At 63.3% G+C, this 22,200-nt stretch carries 21 protein-coding genes; 12 read left to right on the top strand and 9 right to left on the bottom strand.

The window, feature by feature from the left end; translation table 11 throughout:
- The 3 genes from WG900_RS09080 to WG900_RS09070 all read left to right on the top strand — a co-directional run.
- Positions 1 to 202: aminotransferase class I/II-fold pyridoxal phosphate-dependent enzyme (locus WG900_RS09080; RefSeq protein WP_339966506.1), on the top strand; the 202-nt coding region annotated here is incomplete at its 5' end.
- 126 nt (positions 203 to 328) lie between these two features.
- Positions 329 to 1,462, top strand: coding sequence for a DUF2853 family protein (locus tag WG900_RS09075; protein WP_339966504.1), 1,134 nt, complete (start codon positions 329 to 331; stop codon positions 1,460 to 1,462).
- Between the two features lie 102 nt (positions 1,463 to 1,564).
- On the top strand, positions 1,565 to 2,728 hold the full coding sequence (locus tag WG900_RS09070; protein WP_339966502.1) for an aminotransferase: 1,164 nt from the start codon (positions 1,565 to 1,567) through the stop codon (positions 2,726 to 2,728).
- On the opposite strand, the gene WG900_RS09065 is transcribed toward WG900_RS09070, so the two are convergent.
- Together WG900_RS09065 and WG900_RS09055 are read right to left on the bottom strand one after the other, a co-directional pair.
- Positions 2,714 to 4,453: a UGSC family (seleno)protein gene (locus WG900_RS09065; RefSeq protein WP_465263026.1), complete on the bottom strand. Its 1,740-nt coding sequence runs from the start codon at positions 4,451 to 4,453 to the stop codon at positions 2,714 to 2,716. The genes WG900_RS09070 and WG900_RS09065 overlap by 15 nt on opposite strands.
- 11 nt (positions 4,454 to 4,464) lie before the next feature.
- The gene (locus tag WG900_RS09055; protein ID WP_339966498.1) at positions 4,465 to 5,340 is read right to left on the bottom strand and encodes an NAD(P)/FAD-dependent oxidoreductase; all 876 of its coding nucleotides are present in this window, start codon (positions 5,338 to 5,340) and stop codon (positions 4,465 to 4,467) included.
- A gap of 138 nt (positions 5,341 to 5,478) precedes the next feature.
- Here WG900_RS09055 and WG900_RS09050 point away from each other — a divergent pair, with 138 nt between their 5' ends.
- Together WG900_RS09050 and WG900_RS09045 are read left to right on the top strand one after the other, a co-directional pair.
- On the top strand, positions 5,479 to 5,973 hold the full coding sequence (locus tag WG900_RS09050) for a flavin reductase family protein (RefSeq protein WP_339966496.1): 495 nt from the start codon (positions 5,479 to 5,481) through the stop codon (positions 5,971 to 5,973).
- Positions 5,974 to 6,061: 88 nt separating this feature from the next.
- Positions 6,062 to 6,829, top strand: a complete 768-nt coding sequence (locus WG900_RS09045) for an SDR family NAD(P)-dependent oxidoreductase (protein ID WP_339966494.1) — start codon at positions 6,062 to 6,064, stop codon at positions 6,827 to 6,829.
- 4 nt (positions 6,830 to 6,833) lie between these two features.
- Here WG900_RS09045 and WG900_RS09040 read toward each other — a convergent pair whose 3' ends face one another.
- The 4 genes from WG900_RS09040 to WG900_RS09025 form a co-directional block, all read right to left on the bottom strand.
- Positions 6,834 to 7,910 carry a hypothetical protein gene (locus tag WG900_RS09040; RefSeq protein ID WP_339966492.1) on the bottom strand — a complete coding sequence of 359 codons (1,077 nt, stop codon included), beginning with the start codon at positions 7,908 to 7,910 and terminating at the stop codon, positions 6,834 to 6,836.
- A 66-nt stretch (positions 7,911 to 7,976) separates the two neighbouring features.
- Positions 7,977 to 8,810, bottom strand: coding sequence for an SDR family NAD(P)-dependent oxidoreductase (locus tag WG900_RS09035; RefSeq protein ID WP_339966490.1), 834 nt, complete (start codon positions 8,808 to 8,810; stop codon positions 7,977 to 7,979).
- The gene (locus WG900_RS09030) at positions 8,810 to 10,105 is read right to left on the bottom strand and encodes a cytochrome P450 (protein WP_339966488.1); all 1,296 of its coding nucleotides are present in this window, start codon (positions 10,103 to 10,105) and stop codon (positions 8,810 to 8,812) included. Before WG900_RS09030 ends, WG900_RS09035 begins: the two co-directional genes overlap by 1 nt.
- A 111-nt stretch (positions 10,106 to 10,216) precedes the next feature.
- The gene (locus WG900_RS09025; RefSeq protein WP_339966486.1) at positions 10,217 to 10,543 is read right to left on the bottom strand and encodes a 2Fe-2S iron-sulfur cluster-binding protein; all 327 of its coding nucleotides are present in this window, start codon (positions 10,541 to 10,543) and stop codon (positions 10,217 to 10,219) included.
- 186 nt (positions 10,544 to 10,729) lie between these two features.
- Here WG900_RS09025 and WG900_RS09020 point away from each other — a divergent pair, with 186 nt between their 5' ends.
- From WG900_RS09020 to WG900_RS08995, 6 genes are read left to right on the top strand one after another with little or no spacing between them, the layout of a single operon-like run.
- Positions 10,730 to 11,989: a metal-dependent hydrolase family protein gene (locus WG900_RS09020; protein ID WP_339966484.1), complete on the top strand. Its 1,260-nt coding sequence runs from the start codon at positions 10,730 to 10,732 to the stop codon at positions 11,987 to 11,989.
- A gap of 42 nt (positions 11,990 to 12,031) precedes the next feature.
- Positions 12,032 to 13,441 carry an aromatic ring-hydroxylating oxygenase subunit alpha gene (locus WG900_RS09015; protein ID WP_339966482.1) on the top strand — a complete coding sequence of 470 codons (1,410 nt, stop codon included), beginning with the start codon at positions 12,032 to 12,034 and terminating at the stop codon, positions 13,439 to 13,441.
- A 13-nt stretch (positions 13,442 to 13,454) separates the two neighbouring features.
- Complete coding sequence (locus WG900_RS09010; protein ID WP_339966480.1) at positions 13,455 to 14,207, top strand: SDR family NAD(P)-dependent oxidoreductase; 753 nt, start codon at positions 13,455 to 13,457, stop codon at positions 14,205 to 14,207.
- Positions 14,204 to 15,343, top strand: a complete 1,140-nt coding sequence (locus tag WG900_RS09005; protein ID WP_339966478.1) for a CaiB/BaiF CoA transferase family protein — start codon at positions 14,204 to 14,206, stop codon at positions 15,341 to 15,343. Before WG900_RS09010 ends, WG900_RS09005 begins: the two co-directional genes overlap by 4 nt.
- Positions 15,343 to 16,542, top strand: coding sequence for a CaiB/BaiF CoA transferase family protein (locus tag WG900_RS09000; protein WP_339966476.1), 1,200 nt, complete (start codon positions 15,343 to 15,345; stop codon positions 16,540 to 16,542). The genes WG900_RS09005 and WG900_RS09000 overlap by 1 nt, the downstream gene beginning before the upstream one ends.
- A gap of 47 nt (positions 16,543 to 16,589) precedes the next feature.
- Positions 16,590 to 17,510: a TIGR03619 family F420-dependent LLM class oxidoreductase gene (locus WG900_RS08995; protein ID WP_339966474.1), complete on the top strand. Its 921-nt coding sequence runs from the start codon at positions 16,590 to 16,592 to the stop codon at positions 17,508 to 17,510.
- A gap of 134 nt (positions 17,511 to 17,644) precedes the next feature.
- On the opposite strand, the gene WG900_RS08990 is transcribed toward WG900_RS08995, so the two are convergent.
- Together WG900_RS08990 and WG900_RS08985 are read right to left on the bottom strand one after the other, a co-directional pair.
- Positions 17,645 to 18,562 carry an acyl-CoA dehydrogenase family protein gene (locus WG900_RS08990; protein ID WP_339966472.1) on the bottom strand — a complete coding sequence of 306 codons (918 nt, stop codon included), beginning with the start codon at positions 18,560 to 18,562 and terminating at the stop codon, positions 17,645 to 17,647.
- The gene (locus tag WG900_RS08985; RefSeq protein ID WP_339966470.1) at positions 18,562 to 19,707 is read right to left on the bottom strand and encodes an acyl-CoA dehydrogenase family protein; all 1,146 of its coding nucleotides are present in this window, start codon (positions 19,705 to 19,707) and stop codon (positions 18,562 to 18,564) included. The genes WG900_RS08990 and WG900_RS08985 overlap by 1 nt, the downstream gene beginning before the upstream one ends.
- Before the next feature lie 123 nt (positions 19,708 to 19,830).
- Between WG900_RS08985 and WG900_RS08980 the strand changes: the two genes are divergently transcribed.
- The gene (locus tag WG900_RS08980; protein WP_339966468.1) at positions 19,831 to 20,619 is read left to right on the top strand and encodes an enoyl-CoA hydratase/isomerase family protein; all 789 of its coding nucleotides are present in this window, start codon (positions 19,831 to 19,833) and stop codon (positions 20,617 to 20,619) included.
- Here the strand turns inward: WG900_RS08980 and WG900_RS08975 are convergent.
- Entirely contained in the window at positions 20,616 to 22,187 is a 1,572-nt protein-coding gene (locus tag WG900_RS08975) for an acyl-CoA synthetase (RefSeq protein ID WP_339966466.1), read from the bottom strand. The genes WG900_RS08980 and WG900_RS08975 overlap by 4 nt on opposite strands.
- Between the last annotated feature and the right edge of the window lie 13 nt (positions 22,188 to 22,200).

Below are 22,200 nucleotides of genomic sequence, written 5' to 3'. Positions count from 1 at the left end.
GCAACGCGCCAAGCAGATCAGCGACATCCTGCTCGCCGAATACGGCGTCTATGTGCAGCCGATCAACTTCCCCACCGTGCCGCGCGGAACAGAGCGCCTGCGCTTCACGCCGGGACCTTCGCACACAACCGCGATGATGGAAGAGCTGACCAGCGCACTGGTTGAGATCTGGGAACGGCTGGACCTTCGCAAAGCCGCGTGAGACGCCCGGTCCCAGTGAGGGACTGATTTTGCCATGGACCTTACGGGAAATTCCGATAGGCTTGCGCTTTCGGGACGCAAATCTGCGTTCTTCGAAGGTGTCGCAACCGGATATTGGAGGGGTACTATGGCCGAAAAGTGGGCGGCTGACGTCAAGAAATATGCGCCTGACGCGGACGATGGCATCATATCGGGCATCGTCAAATATTGCGGGATTGCCCTGCGCAACCGCGATTCCGCGTTGGTCAGCTTTTCCGACAAGATCGAACTCGCCCGGGTGCGGACCAATTTTCTCCAGAAGAAACTGGGCCTGAAGCAAGACGATGCCTCGCTTGATGCGGCCATTGCCTCGGTCAAAGAGAAGATGAAGGCGGACCGGACCAAGAACCGGGTCACGGTCTATTACCTGCTCGCCAACGAATTCGGGAAGCTGGGCACGTTTGCGCCCAAGGCAGCTGCCGGATCGAAGGCGACCAAGCCAGCGGCATCCAAGACGCCGTCCGCAACCAAGTCGGCGGCTCCGAAGGCTGCTGCTGCTCAGAAGGCGACAACCGCAAAGGCAGCCAAACCTGCCGCTGCAAAGCCGGCTGCGGCCAAAGCTGCAGCCAAGAGCGCGGACGCCAAGCCTGCGGCTAAGGCTGCGGCTGTGAAAGCCACCCCTGCGAAAAGCGCAGCGAAGCCGGCAGCCAAGGCTGCGCCGGACACCAAGGCCACTGCGGCCAAGGCTAATCCGGCTAAGGCTGCTCCGGCTAAGGCCACTACGGCAAAGACCTCTGAGGCGAAGTCGGCAACTGCTGCCAAGGCCCCGGCAGCAAAAGCAGCGCCCGCCAAGACGGCAGCCAAGGCCAAGCCGGCAGATGCGCCGGCCGGCGTTGCCACCCTGGCGAACCTCGACAGCAAGGCCAAGTCAGGCAAGGCGAGCAAGGCCAAGGTGGAACTTGCCGCTCCGGCAAAAACCGCAAAGGCGCCTGCCGCCGTGAAAGCTGAACCGGCAAAAGCGGCACCTGCACCGGCTCCGAAACCGGTGGCTGCTCCGGCTCCAGCTCAAGCGCCCGCACCTGCTCCTACCCCAGCGCCCGCGCCTGCTCCGGCAACCCTTGCTGCGGCCACCCCTGCTGCGGCCACCAAGCCTGCCGGCGGAGATGCGGTGCAGGGCCTCGTCGATAACAAGCCGGAGGATGACAGCTCATACACCTGGCTGGCCTGGCTGATCATCATTCTGATGCTGCTCTTCGCCGTCTGGTGGTTCGTGATGAAGTGATTGGCCCCATCAGCGAGACCAAGGTCTGACATTGATATGGGGCGGAGGGCGAACAGCTTTCCGCCCCTTCCTTCTGCCCATACGATTGCCTAGACCGGACCAATGGACCTGAACCCGATCTATTCCGGCATGGGCGTAACCATCTTCGAGAAGATGTCGGCGCTGTGCCGAGATGGCAGCCGCATCAATCTGGGCCAGGGCTTTCCCGATGACAGCGGGCCGCCTGAATTGCTGGCGGCGGCGGGCAAGGCTTTGCTTGAACGATCGAACCAGTACCCGCCCAGTCCCGGCGTGCCCGAACTGCGCGATGCCGTGGCGACGTGGTATTACCGCTCGCAGGGGCTGGACCTGTCGCGCGATAATGTGGTTGTCACATCAGGCGCGACCGAGGCGTTGGCAGTGACCATTCTCGCCTCGATCAGTCCCGGCGACGAAGTGATCCTTTTTGCCCCGGTCTATGACGCCTATGCGCCGCTGGTCCGCCGTGCGGGCGGCACGCCAGTATTCGTCACCCTTCGCCCGCCGCACTGGCGTTATGACGGCGATGCCATCGAAGCGGCGGTCACGCCCCGCACCCGCGCGATCATCCTCAACGACCCGCTCAATCCCACCGGCACCTGCGCCAGCGTAGAGGAACTCTCCACCATCGCGCAGGTCTGTGTCCGCCACGACCTGCTGGCGATCTGCGACGAGGTGTGGGAGGCCGTGCGCTTTGATGGGCAATCGCACCGCTCGCTGCTGTCGTTCCCCGGCATGGCGGCACGCACGATCAAGATCGGGTCGGCCGGCAAGATCTTCGGCGTGACCGGCTGGAAAATCGGCTGGCTCTGCGCCGCCCCTGCCCTTGCTTCGGTCCTTGCCCGCGCGCACCAGTTCCTCACCTTCACCACACCGCCGGCGCTGCAATATGCCGTGGCCGAGGGACTGGCGAGCGATGCACTGATTGATGAGCGCCGCGAAGGCTGGGCGCAAACGCGCGCCTTCCTTAACTCCGCGCTGGCTGGAGAGGGATTCGCCGCGCTGCCCAATGGCGCGACCTGGTTCTCCTGCATCGACCTGCCCGGCTCGGGAATCACGCTGGACGATGCCGGGTTCGCTGAGCGCTCCGTGCACGAAGGCATGGTCGCCTCAATCCCGGTGTCCGCCTTTTACGAGACGGATGCCGTCACCAGCGTACTGCGCCTGTGCCACTGCAAGGCGGAAAGCACGCTGGCGGAGGGCGTGGCCCGGCTCGCCCGGTTCCGAGGTGGGCTAGCTTCGCGCTGACCCGCTGATCCGCGCTTCCCAGTCATTGGGCAGCGCGATCTTCTTCGCCACCGGAAAACCGAGATAACCGTTGTGCGCGAACGCATAAGCATTCGTGCGCAGCGGATCGCCCGAGACGAGGACCATGAATTCGTCCGGCTGGGTGACGATCGGCACCATGCGTTTGGGATCGTCGCTCTCCGCGAAGTCCTTGGGCAAGCGGCCCAGCATGACCTGATGTTTCAGACTGTCGATCTTGAACTCGGTCCAGACGTTCATCATCGTCTCGATCCGGCCTGCTTCCATGCGGGCGTGATCATAGAGATATTGCTTGATGTCGTCCTTGCTCCAGCCGGCCTTGGCGATGGTTTCGGCCAGGATCGGGCTGAGCACCAGCGCCGGCCGCAGCGTGCCAAAGGTCAGCCCGCCGACAGTGAAGGAAATTTCCCAGCCGGTTTCCTTGGCCACACCGTCCGCCAGATAAGGCATCATAGCCTCAGGCGTCGCGCCGGTGACCGACGGCAAGACGTCACCCCCTGTCATGCGGGTGATCGTCACCGTGTTGTCGCCGGTGCGAAAGCCCATGTCCTCCGCATTTGACGGCCAACCCATCCCCGCCAGCGCATCCTCGTTCTCTGCCAGCACCACGCGGAAGGTGTTGCCGAAGCAGCCCTTGTCAGTCTTGTGCAGGCGGAAGCCGGCGATGTTGCGCAGCGCAAGCCGCCAGAACCGGCCGACGGACGTATTCGGCTTGAACCCGTCGCGCAGCACGCCTTGGGTGTAGTTGAAGCCCAGTTGCTTGATGACCGGCCCGTTGAGGATGATCAGCGTTTCCGATCCCGGCGTATTGCCAGAATGCTCCACGCCATAGATCGGATCGGCCATCGCCTCGCCCAGAGCGATCAGGATCGGCATATATTCGGCCCGGCAGCCCGCCATCACGCCGTTGACCGCAATCGACCAGATCGTCACCGCGCGGCTTTCAGGCAGGACAATGCCCAGCGTCTCGTCAGGATTGCGGTCGGTGTAGGACAGGAACTCGGCGATCTTTTCCGGCGTCGGCGGGACAATCGGCAGGCCGTCCGACCACTCGCGGTCGTAGAAGTAGTCGTTCACTTCCTCGAAGCTGCCCTCGAACACGATGTCGCGCGCGCCGGGTTCGTCCGGCAGAACAACCTCGTCGGGCTGGACGGTCAGGTTGGCGATCACCTCGGCGGCAGTCACTTCAGCCGCATGACGGCGGATTTCCGCAACCGACTGCGCACCGGGATGGCCGACAATGGTCGCCACCGGCATGTTGGGATAGCCGAGCCCGACCCGCGTCGCCGCGGCCTGACTCAGAAACCCTTCGCACACCAGCGAAGAGGTGGGGTATCCGGCACGTTCACAAATCTCGCTGGCCCGCAACACGGCGGGTGTGCAAGAACCTCAGCAGGCCATACTCGATATGGCGGCATCCACGCCCAGCTCCTTGAAGCGCTGGGGCAACGAGGCGAGGATTTCCTTCTCGTTGAGCCCATGGGTCGAGCCGAATTCGCGCCAGGAAACGAATTTCACGTCCGGGTAGGTTTCACGCAACTTGCTTTCGAGCTCGTCATAGATCTCGTCACCGGCGAAGAGGTAATCCCACAGCTGGGCCACCGTCTTGCCGTTGAGCGTATCGAGCCGCCGCGCGAGCTTGCGCACCTTCAAGCGCCGTTCGCCGCAGGGCCAGACGACCTGGTATTTGCCGTCAGAACTTGCCATCAACCTATCCTTCACTTGCCTGCCGAAAGCATGCGATGCGCCGCCTCGGCCGCGCTCACACCTTCTGCCATTGCTTCAATTCCGGTGCCACCGAATCCTGAGCGCGCCTCTCCGGCGATGAACACGCGCGGGTCATTCACTATGAAATCCGAGTTGCGCTCAAGCCCGATGAACGGGAACACCCCGTCGCAATCGAGCGAGGATGCCACCCCCGTCTTGACGTTGCGAAGTGCAAGGCCGGTCACCTTTCCGTCACCGAGAATTTCCGTGACTTCGCTGTCCCAAACGAAGCGCACATTGTCGCGCGCGTCCAGTTTATCGATATGTTCTCGCCGCGCCTTCATCGGGCTGCGGCAGACCATGGTGACCTGCCCGGCCATCTTTGACAGCGACATCGCCTCATGCACGGCCCCGTGGCCACCGCCGATCACCGCAACGTGCTTGCCGCGATAGAACCCGCCATCGCAAGTGGCGCAGCGCGATACGCCCCGGCCGGCGAATTCTTCCTCACCCGGAACGCCCAGACGACGCAGCGACCCGCCGGTGGCAACGATCACTGCTTCGGGAGCGTAAGTTCGCCCCTCACCGTCGATCAGCGACAGCCGCTCGCACGCATCCATCCGCACCACGGCGGCATCAACGAGCCGCACGCCGACCTTCTGCGCCTGTTCAAGCATGTGCATGGCCAAGTCCTGCCCCGACCAGGTGCCGGGGAACGGCAGGTCATCCACCTCGCCCACCGTGGCAACCAGGCCGCCGTAAAGCCCTGACGATTCGAACAGCGTGACCAGCCGACCAAGCCGCGCGGCGTGGCGCGCCGCCGAAAGGCCAGCCAGCCCCGCGCCGATCACCACTACTTCCTCAAGGTTCTTCAAAGGCCTTGCCACGCCACTCCCCGATATGTTTGAACAGGTGATCAGCACAGCTTGCCCGGCGGCGCAAGAGTGGATGTTTGCACAGCATCGCGCCGTTGCCTATTCGTTGGCCATCCGGCATGGATCGCCGCGACGGAGAAACGACAAAGCATGGACGAAACGGCAATCGATCCCGCGGTATTCCGCCGGGTGCTGGGCAACTACCCCACGGGCGTGACGGTGATTACCGCCGCGGGCGAAGACGGCCAACCGATCGGCATGGTCGTCGGCACCTTCACTTCAGTCTCGCTCGATCCACCGCTGGTTGGATTTTTGCCGGACAAGCGATCGTCCTCATGGCCGATGATCGAAAAGGCGGGGCATTTCTGCGTCAACGTGCTGGCGCGGGACCAGCTCGCATTATGTGCGCAGCTTGCCAAGTCAGGGCCGGACAAGTTCAGCGGCGTTGATTACGCACTCTCCGACCACGGCCTACCTGTGCTCGAAGGCACGATGGTCTCGATCGAATGCAGCCTCCATGCGGTACAGGAAGCGGGCGACCACTGGTTCGTCACCGGGCTGGTGGTGAACCTCGAATCGCGGCGTGATGCTGATCCGATGCTGTTTCACAAAGGCAGCTACGGCGGCTTCTCAGCCAATTCCTGAAACCGCCACGGCGGCTTGACTATCGCTGCACACACTGCTGTACGACCGTTCAGCAAAGCCGGACAGTCCGGCGTGGGAGAGCAGATTCATGACTCGTTCGCTAGGTGGCCGCGTGGCCGTGATTACCGGTGCCGGATCGGGCATGGGCCGTTCGATGGCCCTGCGCCTCGCCGAGGATAACGCGAAGATCGCCATCTGGGACATCAACGCTGAGGGCGCTGAGGAAACTGCCCGTCTGGTTCGCGAAGCCGGCGGCACGGCGATCGCCATCCGCGTCGATTGCTCCGACAAGGCCGAGATCAAGGCCGCGGCCGACCGCACCCGCGCCGAACTCGGCAAGATCGCCATCCTGATCAACAACGCCGGCATCGCGCCGTTCGACGATTTCCTGTCGATCGATGAAGAACTGCTGACCAAGGTGCTCAAGATCAATCTAGTCGGCCCGTTCCTCGTCACGCAGGAATGCGTGCCCGACATGATCGAGGCTAAGTGGGGCCGCATCGTCAATATCACCTCGTCGTCGGTGCAGTCGGGTTCGGCTTGGCAGACTCATTACACCAGCTCGAAGGGCGGCTTGCTCGCACTGACCAAGTGCCTCGCCATGGCGCTGGGCGAACACGGCATCACCGCCAACATGATTCCGCCGGGATCGATCGACACCCCGATGCTGCGCGGCGCAGCGATCATGCAGACGCCGGGTGCGATTGAAGCCTATGGTGCAGCTCTGCCGGTCAAGCGTATCGGCACGGGTGAAGACATTGCCGCCGCTGCTGCCTTCCTCGTGTCGGAGGAGGCTGGTTACATGACCGGCCAGACGATCAGCGTGAATGGCGGCCGTTACATGGGTTCGGCCTGATCCATCAAATCAGGACGGTGCAGACCTCCGCCGGGGATGATCGCTCGATCATCCCGTAGGTCGTCTGCCCGTCCCAGGTAAACTTCACGCCGCCCTGCTGGTTGTTGAAGCCGTTCACCCCGGGATTGCCCATATGGAACGTGGCGTTCACCGTCTCGCCGGCGATGTGAAACGTGCCCTCGGCCGTCTCGATCGAACACGACACGTCGTCCCCGCGCGGCATCACGCGGCGCAGGAACGGGGCGTTGCGGACCTTGCCGGTCAGGAACTTCTTCCCCGTCCAGACATAGGCGTTGTTGTAAGTGTCCTCAGGGTCCTCGCCGGGCATCGGCGGATAGGTGATGAAACCGAAGGCGCGGCCATCGGGGAACAGCGCTTCCATCCACGCATGCCCGCGAAACGCGCCCATGGGCCGCACCGACTGGCGGCGAATGCGGCTGCCGAAGCAGTTGAACGCCTGAATTTCGCCCGCCACGGTCAGTTCACCGCTGCCGCGAAAGCAATGCTCGGTGCGCCAGCCATAGCCCATCGATCCGGCGTCGGCGCGCTCACGCTCGGTCATGCCGGCGAGCTTTTCCACGCGGTAATCCTGCACCCAGGCAGGCGTGACCATTTCGAGTTCGACCGCCCAAGCAACCGGCACGCGCGCCCTGCCCTCAAGGCCTTTTGAGCGGCCTGCGTCGGCATATGCGCCAAACTCGCTGCGAATTTGCTCCTCGACCGTGCCTTCCCACGCCTCGCCATCATAGGACACGGCCCAGCGGCGGAAGGGTTCAATACAGCGGAAGGTAAGGCCATCGCTGCCCAAGGTGTCTGGCTTTCCGCTCGGCCCTATAGGCGACTGCGAGCGCCCGACCGCACTTTCGCGAAGCACCCGGCCGTTCGCGAAGGCGACATTCATGTCATAGCGGTGCGTGTCCCACACCGCCCCCTGCGCCTCGATCCCGACGCGCGGCAGGGCGAACTTGCCGTTCTCCTCGAAAATCCACACCGAGGCACTTTCGCGCATTTCCGGGTCCGAGGGCCGCTCGGGGAACATGTAGTCGATTTCACTCGGCAGTCCGCCGTTCCAGTCAGTCATGGGTTCTCTCCTGCACGACAGGATGCCGCATGGTTCAAACCTGGCAAGCCGCCGCCGCGATACCTCTCAGTCACCAAGGATGCGGTGCCGGGCATCCATGATGTCGGCCAGGTGATTGACCGGATCGCCCGCCGTCACCCCGGCTTCCACCGGCATCAGTATCCCGGTGATCTGCCGCGCCCGGTCGCTGGCAAGGAACAGCGCGGCCTGCGCACAGTCCTCTGGTTCGCCGCGCCGCTTGAGGATCTGATTGGAGAGATAAACCGCATCGATTTCCTGATCGAGCGCGGCCAGCTTGTCGCTCGCGGCGCCTTCCTGGAAAGTTGAAAGCGGAGTGCGAATGTGACCGGGAATCAGGCAATTCACCCGAATTCCATAACGACCCAAGTCGATCGCAGCCGACTTGCTGAACTGGTTGAGCGCCGCCTTCGAGGCGCGATATGTCATCATGGCATGGCCCGCGAGCGTGCCGGCAATCGACGAACTTTGCAGGATCGCTCCGCCGCCGTGCGCCTTCATGTGCCGTGCCGCGATCTGGGTGCCGAGCATCGGCCCGAGTACGTTGACCCGCATCACCCGGTCGAAATCATCGAGCCTGTCGTCGATGAAGTCAGGATAGGCACCGCAGGACATTCCGGCGTTGTTGAACATGATTTGGAGGCCGCCGAAGTGCGAAACCGCCAGATCTACCGCTGCCTGCACCTGATCCCGGTTGGCAACATCGGTGCGGATGAAGACCGCGCTATCGCCAAGACTATCGGCCAACGCCTGCCCAGCATCCTCGTTCCTGTCGGCAATGACGACCTTCGCACCCTCGGCCACGAACAGCCGCACCGAAGCCTCGCCAATGCCCGACGCGCCGCCGGTAATGACGGCAACCTTGCCCGACAGTTCGCCCATCAGGCTTGCCGCCGCGTGAAGGTGATGGGCAGGCTTTCAATCGTGCGGGTGGCGACTGTCGGCACGTAGCGGATGTCCTCCACCGGGATCGCCAACTTGATGTTGTCGAGGTGGCGAACAATCTCGCGCGCCATGACCTTCACTTCCATGCGCGCCAGCGCCAGGCCGACGCAGCGGTGCGGACCACCGCCGAAAGCGACATGGCGGGCAATATTGGGCCGGTCGAGATCGAACTTGCGCGGATCGGGGAACACCGTCTCGTCATCGTTGCCTGAGGCATAGACCAGCAGCAGGTGCGCGCCTTCGGGGATGGTCGTGCCGCCAACGACGACTTCTTTCGTCGCCATGCGTGAAAGAGCGCGGACCGGGGGTTCGATGCGCAGCAGTTCCTCGACGAAACGGGTCAGCTTGCGATCATCCTCGACCACGTCCTTGAGCAGGTCGGCAAAGCCTTCGCGTGTGGTGATCAGGTAGAACAGGTTGCCGATGGCGGTGGCAGTGGTGTCATTCCCGGCGATCAGCGTGGCGCGGATCAGGCTGACGGCTTCCTCGAAGGTCAGCTTGTCGGTCGTGCCATCGGGATTGGGCAATTCGGCGTGGACCATGTCGGAAATCATGTCCTCGCCGCGGTTGGCCTCACGCTCCTTCATCTTGCCGATGATATAGTGCTGCAGGTCGCAGATCTGGCGCGCGTTCTCCATCATCTGTTCGCGGTTTTGCATCCGGCCGATCTGCGCCGTGACGGCGACCGACCAGCGGCTGATCTGTTCCTCCATGCCGTGGTCCAGCCCGAGTTGCTCCACAATGACCCGGATGGTCAGCGGTACGGCGATTTCCTTCACCGCATCGGCGCTGCCCTTGTCGGCCACGCTTTCCAGCAATTCGCGCACGGTAGCGGTGATCCGTGGTTCCAGTTCCTTCACGCGGTGTGCGGTGAAGGCGTTCTCCATCAGTTTGCGGATGCGCGTGTGATAGGGCGGGTCCGACATGATCGCGTCGGGGAAATAGCCGCCGCCTTCGGTGCGCAGGATTTCCTGAAACTCGGCCTGCATCCCGCGCGCCTGCTGGGTATGATAGCCCTTGTTGACCGAAAAGGTCATCGGATCGGACTGGACGAATAGGATATCCTCGTGACGAGTGATCAGCCACGATTCCAGTTTGGGATCGAAATGCACCGGATCGCCGTGCCGCAGCGCGGCGTAGAACTCATTGGGATGCGCTTGAATTTCATGATCAGCGAGCGTTCCGCTGGCGATCAGCTCCTTGTCGGCGGGCGAAAGGTCCTGCGTTTCCATGTTCAATCCTGTCCCAGATAATTGCCGGCACAATGGCGCAGCGCCCAAGGCGCGGCCATAGCCTTTATCGAACCAGCGCTTGCCCCCTGCGGCAAAGCGACCTGGTAGCGCTCAGGCGCTGGGAGCTACGGTGACTTCGATGCCGTCCAGCTCGGCGCTCATCTTGATCTGGCAGGAAAGCCGGCTGTTGGCCTGCGGCTCAGCGGCCATGTCGAGCATATCCAGCTCGATATCGTCGGGCTGGCCGACCTTTTTCATCCACTCAGCTGCCACATAGACATGGCACGTCGCGCAGGAACAGCCGCCGCCGCAATCGCCGAAAATACCCTCAACTCCATGGGCCTTGGCCACTTCCATCAGGCTGAGGCCTTCATCGACATTGTCGAAGGTTCGGGTTTCACCCTTAACGTCGGTCATCGTAACTTTGAGTCTGCCCATTGTGCTCCACTCTCTCCCGGCGACGTGGCTGGAGTGCAGCAGGCCGGCGATTCAGGCAAGGTCTGCCCGCCGCCTCGCCGTCAAGGGAAACGGCCAGTGCGCTGCCAGTCATTTGGCGCAGCGGACCAAGCGCCTATCCTGCCGTCAAGAGAAGCACGCATCCGTGCCGAAGAGAGGGTACCGCCAGTGGCCACCACCGCCATTATCAATGCGACGATTTTCGATGCGACCGGCAAGGCACCGTTTACCGGCCACGTGCTGATCGATGGCAATACGATCGTTTCCGTCACGCAAGGCGATTCCCCGCAGGCGGACACGGTGATCGACGCGGCGGGCAAGTTCCTCATGCCCGGCATGACCGAAGGCCACGGGCACCTCTCCTTCGAAAACTGCGCCGCGACCGAACACCTGATCACGCCAACGCCCGAAGAACAGGTCTTCGCCGCCGCACGCGGAGCCAAGGCGCTGATCGATGCCGGGTTTACCAGCGTCTATGGCGCGTCGGAAGCCAAGCTGCGGCTCGGCGTCGCCGTGCGCAACGAGGTCAACGCCGGCCGCCTGCCAGGTCCGCGCATCCGTGCCGGCGGGCTAGAGATCAGCGTCACCGGCGGCATGGGCGATGAATCGACCGACCACAATCCGCGCATCGGCCCTTCCACCTTGATCAACGGGCCCGAGGAAATGCGCGCCGAAGTGCGCCGCCAGATCCGCGAAGGCGTCGATAACATCAAGCTCGATGTCTCGGGCGACCCGTTCTACGCGTGGCGCGCCGGCACTGTCGGCACCCCTGCCACCTGCTCGCCAATGCATTATGACGAGCTCAAGATGGCGGTCGACACGGCGCACAACCTGGGCCGAAAGGTCAATGTCCATACCCGTTCGGTCGAAGGATCGAAGATGAGTGTGCGCGCCGGGGTCGATGCCCTGTTCCATGTCGAACATTCGGACGAGGAACTGCTCGACATGCTTGAAGAGGCGAAGGACCGCCTATTCGTCGTGCCGACAATCGATCTGTTCCACCAGATGGTCACCGGCGGCGCGGCTTGTGCTGGGATCACTTCGGAAGTCGCCACCATGATGGGCGTTCCGCCGCTGATCGAAGCCTCGATCGAAACGCACACGGCGCTGCGCAAGCGCGGTGTGCGGCACCTGATCGGCGGCGATTACGGCTTCGTCTGGGCGCAGCACGGCCAGCAGGCGCGCGATCTGGTCCGCTTCGTGGACTATTACGGCTACAGCCCCGCCGATGCCTTGGTCTGCGCCACCCGCAACGGTGGGCACGCCATGATGGGCGATGGCTCGCTCGGCACGATCGAGGCGGGCAAGCTTGCCGACATGATCCTCGTCGATAGCGACGTGCTTGCCGACCTGTCCATCCTATCCGACACTACGCGCGTGGTCATGGTCATGAAGGATGGCGCGCTGCACAAGTCACCTGCCAATTGATCCGCATAAGGTCGCCGAACGACCATTGAAGGAAACGAAGCCATGAACGTCGAAACCGGCAAGCTGCAACCCGGCGAAGCCCGCTGCCCGGCGATTTCCACGCAGGACATCATCGCCGCCGACAAGGTCCCGGCCCCCGATTGGGTGCGCAGCGAGGACTATGAGTATCTCGGCAGCGAAGACGTATCGAAAGACCGCTACATCAGCGCTGACTTCGCCCGCCGCGAGATGGAATCGATGTGGACTCGCACCTGGCAATTCGCCTGCCGTGAGGAGCATATTCCCGAAGCCGGGGACTATTACGTCTACGACATCGGCCCCTATTCGTTCATCGTCACCCGCACCGACGATGGATCGATCAAGGCGCACTTCAACGCCTGCCTGCACCGCGGAACTAAATTGAAGCCTTCGGGAACCGCCGGTTATGCAGCCGATCTCAAGTGCCCATTCCATGGCTGGACCTGGAATCTTGATGGCACCAACAAGAAGGTGTTGTGCCCTTGGGATTTCCCGCATGCCGATCCTGACAAACTGACCCTGCCCGAGGCCCGCGTGGAAACGCTGGGCGGCTTCGTGTGGATCAATATGGACAGCGAGGCTCCGGCACTGCTCGACTACCTCGGCGCCAAGGCGGTCGAACATATCGACGCATGGCAGATGGAAAACCGCTACATCTACTGCCATGTGCAAAAGAGCTATCCGGCCAACTGGAAGCTGACTGTGGAGGCCTTCATGGAGGCTTATCACGTGCTTGATACGCACCCGCAGGTCGCCCCATCAAACGCCGACGCCAATTCGCAGTACGACGTTTACGGCGAACACGTGAACCGCTTCATCTCGTGCCTTGGCGTGCTCAGCCCTCACCTTGAAGGCAAGTTCAACGAGCAGCAGATACTCGACCAGTTCACCATCGGCGATTCCTCGGTTCTGTCGGACGACCGCCCGATGGTTGGCGATGGCACCGCGCGGCAGGCCATGGCCGACATGTTCCGCGGCATGTTTGAACAGGCCACCAACAGCGACTTGTCGAACGTATCGGATTCGGAACTGCTCGATTGCTTCAGCTATACGATTTTCCCGAATACCTACCTGTTCCCGGGCATTTCGCTGCCGATGGTCTATCGCTTCCGCCCCGACCCGAAGGATCACCGCCGCTGCATCTATGAAGTGATGTTCCTGCGCCCGGTGCCCAAGGATGGCCCGCGCCCCGATCCTGCCGAGCCTATCATCCTGCGCGATGACCAATCGTTCACTGAGGCCGAGGGGATGGACCCCGGTTTTGGCAAGATTCTCGATCAGGATACCGATAACCTCTACGCACAGCAGGAGGGGCTTGAAGCTTCGGCCAAGTCCGGCATCACGCTGGGCAACTATCAGGAAATCCGCATCCGTCACTTCGAGCGCGCGATCGACAAGTATGTCGCCATGCCGCCCAAGGTGCCAAGCCGCTGAGACAGGCCCTGGCATGACTGACCTTGCCGGTCGCACTTTCCTGATCGCCGGGGCCTCCGCCGGCCTCGGCGCCGGGTTCGCGCGGGCCGTTGCAGCTGCGGGAGGCAAGATCGTGCTAGGCGCGCGGCGACTCGAGCGCGTGGAGGAACTGGCTCTCGAAATTGGCGAATTGGCTATGGCCGTGCCGCTCGACGTTACTGACGAGAACAGCGTAATCGCCGCTTTTGACGCGGCGGACGCGCAGCTTGGCGCAGTCGACGGCGTCGTATGCAATGCCGGTGTCGGGACCGGTGGGCGGTCCACAGATGTGGATGCGGCAGGGCTACGGCAAGTGCTCGATACCAACCTGCTCGGCTCCTACCTCGTTGCACGTGAAGGCGCGCGGCGGATGATCGCTGCGGGCAGCCCCGAAAGCGGACGCGGGCGGATCGTCATGATCGGATCGATCACAGCGGAACAGAACGGCACGGGCGACGCGATGTACGCCGCGACCAAGGCCGGCGTCGCCCACCTCACCCGCCAGTTCGCTCGCGAATGGGTGCGGCAGGGGATCAACGTCAATTGCCTGCAACCGGGCTGGATCCCGAGCGAAATCAACGCCGAATGGTTCGCCAGCGAGCGCGGCCAGCAGGACATTGCCGCGCTGCACCGGGGGCGGCTGCTCGATAGCGACGCGCTTGACGACATGCTGGTCTACCTGTTGTCTGACCGTAGCCGGCAAGTGACTGGAGCGACCTTCACCATCGATGACGGACAAAGCCTGTGAGCGCGCTGAAAGGACTGGTCATCATCGAACTCGCCGAGCGTGTGTGCGGTGAATATTGCGGCAAGCTGATCGCGGATTTCGGCGCCGAAGTGATCAAGGTCGAACGCCCCGGCGGATCGCCTACGCGCCGCATGGGGCCGTTCAAGGATGGCCAGCCGGGGCCGGAGCGTTCGGCGCTGTTCGCCTATCTCAACACCAACAAGAAGTCGGTCGTGCTCGATCCGGCAGACTCCGGCGACCGTGCAAAGCTGGAAGCCCTGCTGGCCCGCGCCGATGCGCTGGTAGACGATCATGCCAACCCGCTGTTTTCGCCGGAGGACCTGTCCACTCGCTTCCCTCGCCTCGTTCACTGCCTGATCACGCCATTTGGCCAGGGCGCGCCGGCGGATTACCAGCAGGCGCGCTCGCTCAACGTGATCAACGCCGGCGGCTGGGCCTATCATTCGCCGAGCGAAACGCCGGCGGACAAGCCGCCGCTGAAAGGCGCGGGACGGTTCCTTGCCGATTACGAAGCGGGCATCGATGCAGCGCTCTGTGTGCTCTCGTCCTTGCTACGCCAACGCCGCAGCGGATCAGGCCAGTTCATCGACATTTCCGAAGTCGAAGTGCAGGTGAACCGCGTCGATACCGTGCTCGACCGGATGCTCGCGGGTGAGCAGGAACCGAGCAAGGCCCGTACCGCTTATGACATGGGCGGGCCGGCCACCAGCTTCGCCTGCGCCGATGGCTACCTCTACATTTTCATGACTACCAAGGCGCACTGGAAGGGGCTTATCGCGCTGATGGGCGCGCCGGAATGGGTACAGGACTTTCCCGAGGACTGGCTCGAATTCCACTGCACAGCCGACAGGGTCGCGCTGTTCCGCCAGCATTTCGCGCTCTGGGCAAAAGACCAGCACAAGCATGTCGTCTCCGTCGAGGGGCAGAAACTCGGCGTCACCATCGTGCCCGTGAACAGCGCGGCGGACCTGCCGGGCAACGAACAGTTCCAGCACCGCGGCTTCTTCCAGTCGCTCACCCATCCCGTGCTTGGCGAGGCGTTGTATCCGACCGCCGGCTACAAGCTGTCTGCAACGCCGGTGCAACTGCACTCCGCCGCGCCTGCACTCGGTCAGCACAACGGGGAGGCAGTCTGATGCCCCTTCCCCCACGCGGCGGACCACTCGCTGGCATACGCGTGCTCGCCTTCACCAAGGTCTGGGCCGGGCCCTATGCGGGCAAATACCTCGCCCATCTGGGTGCCGAAGTGATCAAGGTCGAGTCGATGACCAACCTTGACGAGATGCGCGCCTATGGCGGGGTGGACATCAACGCCGCGCCCTATTTCCTGTCGATCAACCAGGAAGTGCTTTCGGTTCAGGTCAACATGAAGACGCCCGAGGGGCTGGAACTGGTCAAGAAGATGGTCGCGACAAGCGACGTCGTGATCGACAATATCCGCCAGGGCGCGATGGAGCGTTCCGGGCTGGACTATGACAGCCTCAAGGCGATCAAGCCTGACATCATCCAGCTCTCGCTGAAGATGTGGGGCACCGAAGGGCCGCTGGCTTATCAGACCGGATACGCCCCTTGCTTCGCGGCGCTGGCGGGGCTCAATTACCTCGTCGGCCACGAAGGCGAAGTGCCGCGCGGCATGAACATCCGCTACGGCGATTCCACCGCCGGGGCCTATGCCGCGCTGGCTATTGTCGCCGCGCTCCACCACCGGGAGAGCACCGGCGAAGGCCAGTTCATCGACCTGTCTGCGGTCGAGGCCATGACCAGCCTGATTGGCGACAGCCTGCTGGCCTGGAGCGTCACCGGCGAAGTCCCGCAGGCAGACGGCAATTACCACGCCGAGATGTGCCCGCACGGCGCTTACCCTTGCGCCGATGGCGAGTGGCTTTCGATTGCGGTCGACCTCGAGGACGAGTGGGCCGTGCTGTGCGGGGAACTTGGCCTCGAAACCGCCCCCGGCCATGCCACGCTCGCCGGACGGCAGGCGGACCGGCACGCCATCGATGCCGCGATCGCGGCGCGCACTGCCACCCGCGATGCCTCGCAGCTTGGCGAGGCCCTGCGCGCCGCCTCGGTGCCGGCGTTCCGCTCGCAAAGCTCAATCGACCTGTGCAGCGACGACCTGATGTGGTCGCGCGGCGGCTACCGCATGGTGACCGACCACCGCACCGGAAGCCGCCCGATCATCGGCCCGCCCTGGCGCATGACGCCGGACGAAGCGCAGATCGAACGCGGCGCGCCGCTGCTCGGCGAGCATAACGATTATGTCTATGGCGAGCTGCTCGGCCTTCCCCCCGGCGATATTGCCGACCTGAAGACACGAAAGGTCATCGACTAGGCCGCGCTTCCCGGCCAGCCTTGCGGGACTGCCAGGAGGACACTGACATGGAACTCGCATTTTCGATGCCGCACCTGCTTGAGCTCAAGGCATCGATGCAGCCGTGGGAACTGGGCGTCACTGGAGCCGACCAGACGCGGCTGGCGAAATGGGCGGAAAAGCTGGGCTTCGCGATGATCTGCGTGCCCGAACACCACATTATCCCGCGCCACCACATCGACCTGTCCGGACCGTTCTATTTCCACGCCTTTGCCGGCATGTCCTACCTTGCGGGCGCAACCGAATCGATCCGCGTGAACTCCTGCATCTCGATCCTGCCGCTGCAGAATCCGATTGTCTCGGCCAAGGCGCTGGCGACGCTCGACTGGATGTCGAGCGGGCGCGCGATGATCACCTTTGCCGCCGGCTGGCTGGAGGAGGAATTCCAGATCCTTGACGTGCCGTTCCACGAACGCGGCGCGATCTGCGAGGAATACCTCGCCGCCATCATCGAGCTGTGGACCAGCGATAACCCGGAATTCGAAGGCAAATACGTCAGCTTCAAGGATGTCGCTTTCGAACCCAAGCCGGTTCAAAAGCCACACCTGCCGCTATGGCTGGGCGGCGATGCCGATCCGGTCCTGCGCCGCTGCGGGCGGTATTGTTCGGGCTGGTGGCCGTTCCTGACCAAGCCCGAAACGATCCCCGACAAGATCGACTACATCAAGTCACAGGCTGATTACGCGGGCAAGCTGGAGGACGTGTTCTACGGCCTATCGACCAGCCGGGTCGGCGAAGGCCATGTCGTGATTGACGATCCAAAAGCCCGCGCCGGTCAGACCAAGCAGGAGATCATCGACCGGCTGAACTGGTTCCGGGGACTCGGTGTGACGATGAGCGGCATTCCCATCCCGGCGGTCAGCGGGGTGGAGGAATATATGGACTACACCCAGTGGGTGGCAGAGGAGATCATGCCGGCGGTGCGGTGACCTTCACTCTCGCCGTAACTCAAAACTTCCGTCATCGCTGCGAAGGCGGGGATCCATCTCACCTCTATTTCATAGATCACGCCTCAGATGGATTCCCGCCTTCGCGGGAATGACGGATGAGAGAATGTGACCGATTAACCCCAGATCGCTTCCGCCGCCGCCGCCGCATTGGCACCGCGGCCGCCCAGTTCTCCGATGAGGAACTTCAGGCGATAGGTCCACAGGTGCAGCGGGTGCTCCAGCGTCATGCCCATCGCGCCCATGAACTGGTGGAAGTCGTATCCCACCCGCTTCGCCGTGTCCTGCACATGGCTGACCGCCAGCGCAGCATCGCCGTCATCACCACTGCCGGCAGCGCGCAGGGCGAGCCAGTAGGCGGCGTTCGTCAACACCTGCGTTTCCGCCATTCGGTGACGCAGCGCCTGGAAGGTGGCGATTGGCCGGCCGAACTGCTTGCGCTCGGATGTGTAGGTCTTGACGCTTTCCAGCGCAGCCGCGAGCAGGCCTGCCGCTTCCGCAGCCACGCCGACGCGCCACAGGCGAAGTGCCTCGGCCGGGGCCATATCATGCAGCCGCGCATCGGCGGGCACTTCGGTGAGATAGGCGAGCGGGTAAGCGTAGAGCGGCTCGTCAGTGACCGCGCGCACCTGCGCTGCGCTGGCGGTGAAGGTCTTCACCCCGCCCTCACCCACGACAACCACGGTCGCCCCCGGCTTCAGGTAGCGCACCGGACGGCTTAGCCGGCCTTCCTCGATCAGACACAGAGGTCGGGGTAGGTCCGGATCGAGCACAATCCGCAGCAGCGCCGAAGCGCCGGCTTCCACCGCAAAAGGCAGCCGTGCGAGCCGTTCAACCACCAGCACCGCCGTTACCGGTCCCAGTTCTTCCATTGCCATGACATCGAGGAACCCGCCCTCGGCCAGTTCGGCATCAAGCTCATCGCTGACCAGAGCCAGCGAACAATCGTGCATCGGCACGGCGGCATAGGGACGCGTCAAGCCATCGAGGAAATCGACAATCTGGCGTTGATCTTCGTTCAGCGCGAGGTCCATCAGCGCGGCTCCCTCGGCAATTCGAGCACGTCGCCCGCAATGATGTTGAGCTGGATTTCTGCCGCACCGGACGCGATGCCGGCAACGATCCCGCGCTGGTGGTGCATCTTGAGATAGGGCGAGGCATCAGCCAGCGCCTCGGGCACGAATTCCACCACGAATTCGCACACCGCGCGTTCGGCCATGATCGTGGCGAATCGCGCCGAGCTAGCCTCTGGCCCAACGCCGAGACCTTCGCTGCGCTTTTGCACAATGGCATAATTCGCCGTCCGCGCGCCCTCGCATAGCGCGGCGCAGCGGCCAGCCTCAGCCTTGACGATTTCGCCGCGCCAGTCGCCGCGATCTTTCAGCATCGCAACCGCCCGGTCGAGTGCGGTGCGCGCCAGATGGTAACGCGGGATGCCGAGCCGTTCGTTTGTCAGCGAATAGCCGATGATTTCCCAGGCCTGCCCTTCTTCGCCGAAACGCTGGCCGATCGGCACGATGACATCGTCGAAGAACACTTCATGGATGTCGCCCTCGCCGATCAGGCTGGGGATCTGACGCACGGTGATGCCCGGCGTATCCATCGGCACGAGCAGGATGGTGATGCCGCGCTTGCGGTCGTCGCTGGTGCGGGTGAGTAGGAAGCAGGTGTCAGCGAGCCCGGCATAGCTCGTCCAGATCTTCTGGCCGTTGATGCGGTAATGGCCGCCCTCGAGCACGGCGCGGGTGCGCAAGGACGCAAGGTCGGAGCCGCTATCGGGCTCGGAAAAGCCCTGGCACCACAGCATTTCGCCGCGTGCGATCTGCGGCAGGTAATGAGCCTGCTGCGCCGGGGTCCCGTACCGCATCAGAGTCGGGCCGATCCAGTTGACGTTCATGTACTGCCCGCCGCGCGGCTCGCCATATTCCCACATGACTTCGGCCAGAATCTGCTGGTGCCAGGGATCGAGCCCCTGCCCGCCATGCTCCACCGGCCAGTGCGGGAACAGCATGCCGTTATCGGCCAGCTTGCGGCAGAACTCGGCAGCGAATTTGGTTAGCGCCGGGCTCGCCGGACCGTGCTGTGAGAACGCCTCCCAGTCAGCCGGCAATTCCGCATCGAGGAAGGCGCGCAGCTTGTCGCGAAATGCCTGCTGTTCTTCGTTCCAGGTGAATTCCATGGCAACGGGTTAGACGAGCGGCGAACAAGGTTCCAGACCCGGCGGCAACGCTGGGGTGATAGTGCCCTTGCGCCGTTGCACCGCCTCGCGCCATGCAACACAGATGCGGCAAAGGAGTTTGTCATGGATCTGAATGTCGGCGCCGAGTGCCTGAAGCTGGAACGCGAAGGCCCCATCCTGTGGTGCACGATCGACCGCCCCCATGCGCGCAACGCCTTTACCCCGGCGATGTACTTCGGGCTCAAGCGTGCGGTGAGGCTGGTCAATGACAAGAACAACGATCTGCGCGCCTTGATCATCACCGGCACGAACGACGTATTCGCTCCCGGCGGAGACCTTGGCGGACGCTATGAACCCAGCGATGAAAAGGTGCCCGAAGGCCTGACCTATGAAAGCCTGCCTTTCGTTGCGATCCGGGAATCGGTCGCTCCGGTGGTCAGCGCGGTCAACGGCATCTGTCAGGCGGGCGGCTTGCTGGTCGCCATGATGAGCGATGTTGCGGTGGTGTCCGAGCGCGCGACCTTCCGCGTGCCCGAACTGCTGCGCGGGATTGTCGATGCGACTTACGCTGCCGTCCTCCCGGCGCATGTGGGCATGGCGCAGGCGCGCGACTTGCTGCTCACCGCGCGGCCGATCGACGCGGCAGAGGCCCACCGCATCGGTCTGGTCAGCCGGATTGTGCCGCACGAAAACCTGCGGGCCGAGGCGCTGAAGGCGACCGTCGAACTTCTGAAAGCCGCGCCCGAGGCCCGCGCCCATGTGAAGCGGATGCTCAACCAGCAATATGCCCCGATCGACTTCGAGACGATGTTCGCCTCCCTCGCCTATGGCACCGAAGTGCGCGAGGGGATGAAGAGCTTCATGGAGAAGCGTCAGCCGAACTGGATTCCGGACGACCTGCCGGAGGTTTAAACCACCGCCACCGGATTGCCGTACACCTTGCGCAGCTCATGCTTGGCAAGCTTGCCCGACGGGATGCGTGGCAGTTCCTCGACGAAATCGTAGCTGCGCGGACACGTGACCGCCGAAATTCGCGCCGCGCACCATTCGCGCAGCTCGGCCTCAAGCTCAGGTCCGGCATCTGCCCAGACTTTCGGTTGGACCACGGCCTTCACCCGCTCGCCATATTCGGGATCGGGCACACCGATGACAGCCGCGTCCATCACCTTGGGGTGGACGATCAGGCAATCCTCGATCGCTTGCGGGTAGATGTTCACCCCGCCCGAAATGATCATGAAGTCCTTGCGATCGGTGAGGAACAGGTAGCCGTCCTCGTCGAGCCGGCCAATGTCGCCGACAGTGAACCAGTTGGCGTGATCGGGATGGGTTGATCGGCGCGCCTTTTCGGGATCGTTGAGATAATTGATCGTCCGGCCTTCGGGCGCTTCGAACCAGATCACGCCGGGTTCGCCGGGCGGGAGTTCGCGACCATCATCGTCGCAGATGTGGATCGGGCCCATGCTTGACCGGCCGACCGAGCCGGGCTTCTTCAGCCATTCCTCTGCCGTGATGGCCGTCGCGCCGACGCCTTCGGTGCTCGAATAGTATTCGAAGATGCAGTTGCCCCACCAGTCGATCATGCGGCGCTTGATCTCCACCGGACACGGTGCGGCAGCGTGGATCGCCAGTTTGAGCGAGGAGTGATCGTACTTCGCGCGCACCTCGTCCGGCAGCGCCAGCATCCGCACGAACATGGTCGGCACGAACTGGGCGTGGTTGACCTTCCACTGGTCGATGGCCTTCAGCGTCGCCTCGGCATCGAACTTGCGCAGGGTAACGAAGGTGCCGCCAAGACGCTGGGTGATGACCATGCCGGACAGCGGCGCGGCGTGATACAGCGGGCCGGCATTCCACGCGACGAGCGGGTCGAACGGGCGGTACATGTCGGCCCGGCCTTCGGACGGATTGAACTCGTCGATGGGGCCTGGAGTGAATGGCACGGCAATGCCCTTGGGACGGCCGGTGGTGCCGCTCGAATAGAGCATATGGAAACCGGAAATCTCGTCTGGCACCGGAATGGAAGGCTGGTCCGCCATCGCCTCGGCAAGCGAGGTCGCGCCCGGAATGGGCTCATTGTCATCGGCAAACAGGATCGCCTCGACGCCGGGTATCGTATCCCGCGCCTCGCCCGCCAGAGCACGCGGGGTGACCCCGAGCGAGGCCGAGAGGACCAGCAGCTTCGAGGCGGAGTCGCCGAGAATATAGGCGGCCTCCTCGGGCTTGAGATGCGTAGACAGCATCGTCACGAATACCCCACACCGGGTCGCCCCCCAATAGACCACCGGCATCAGCAACGAATTGCGCATCATAACGCCGATGCGGTCACCCGGTTGCAAGCCGTGGGCGCGCAGCACGTGGGCGAAGCGGTTCGATTGCTCGTCGAGCTCGCGATAGGTCAGCACCTCGCCCGTATCGGCGAGGACCAGCGCCGGAAGATCGGGTTTGCTGCGGGCAAATGACGAGGGATGGTGACCAGGCATGACCGCTCCTGTT

It is taken from the genome of Novosphingobium aquae, assembly GCF_037572715.1.
In the GTDB taxonomy this organism is placed as follows: domain Bacteria; phylum Pseudomonadota; class Alphaproteobacteria; order Sphingomonadales; family Sphingomonadaceae; genus Novosphingobium; species Novosphingobium aquae.
This window is presented reverse-complemented; position numbering and strand designations above follow the sequence as displayed.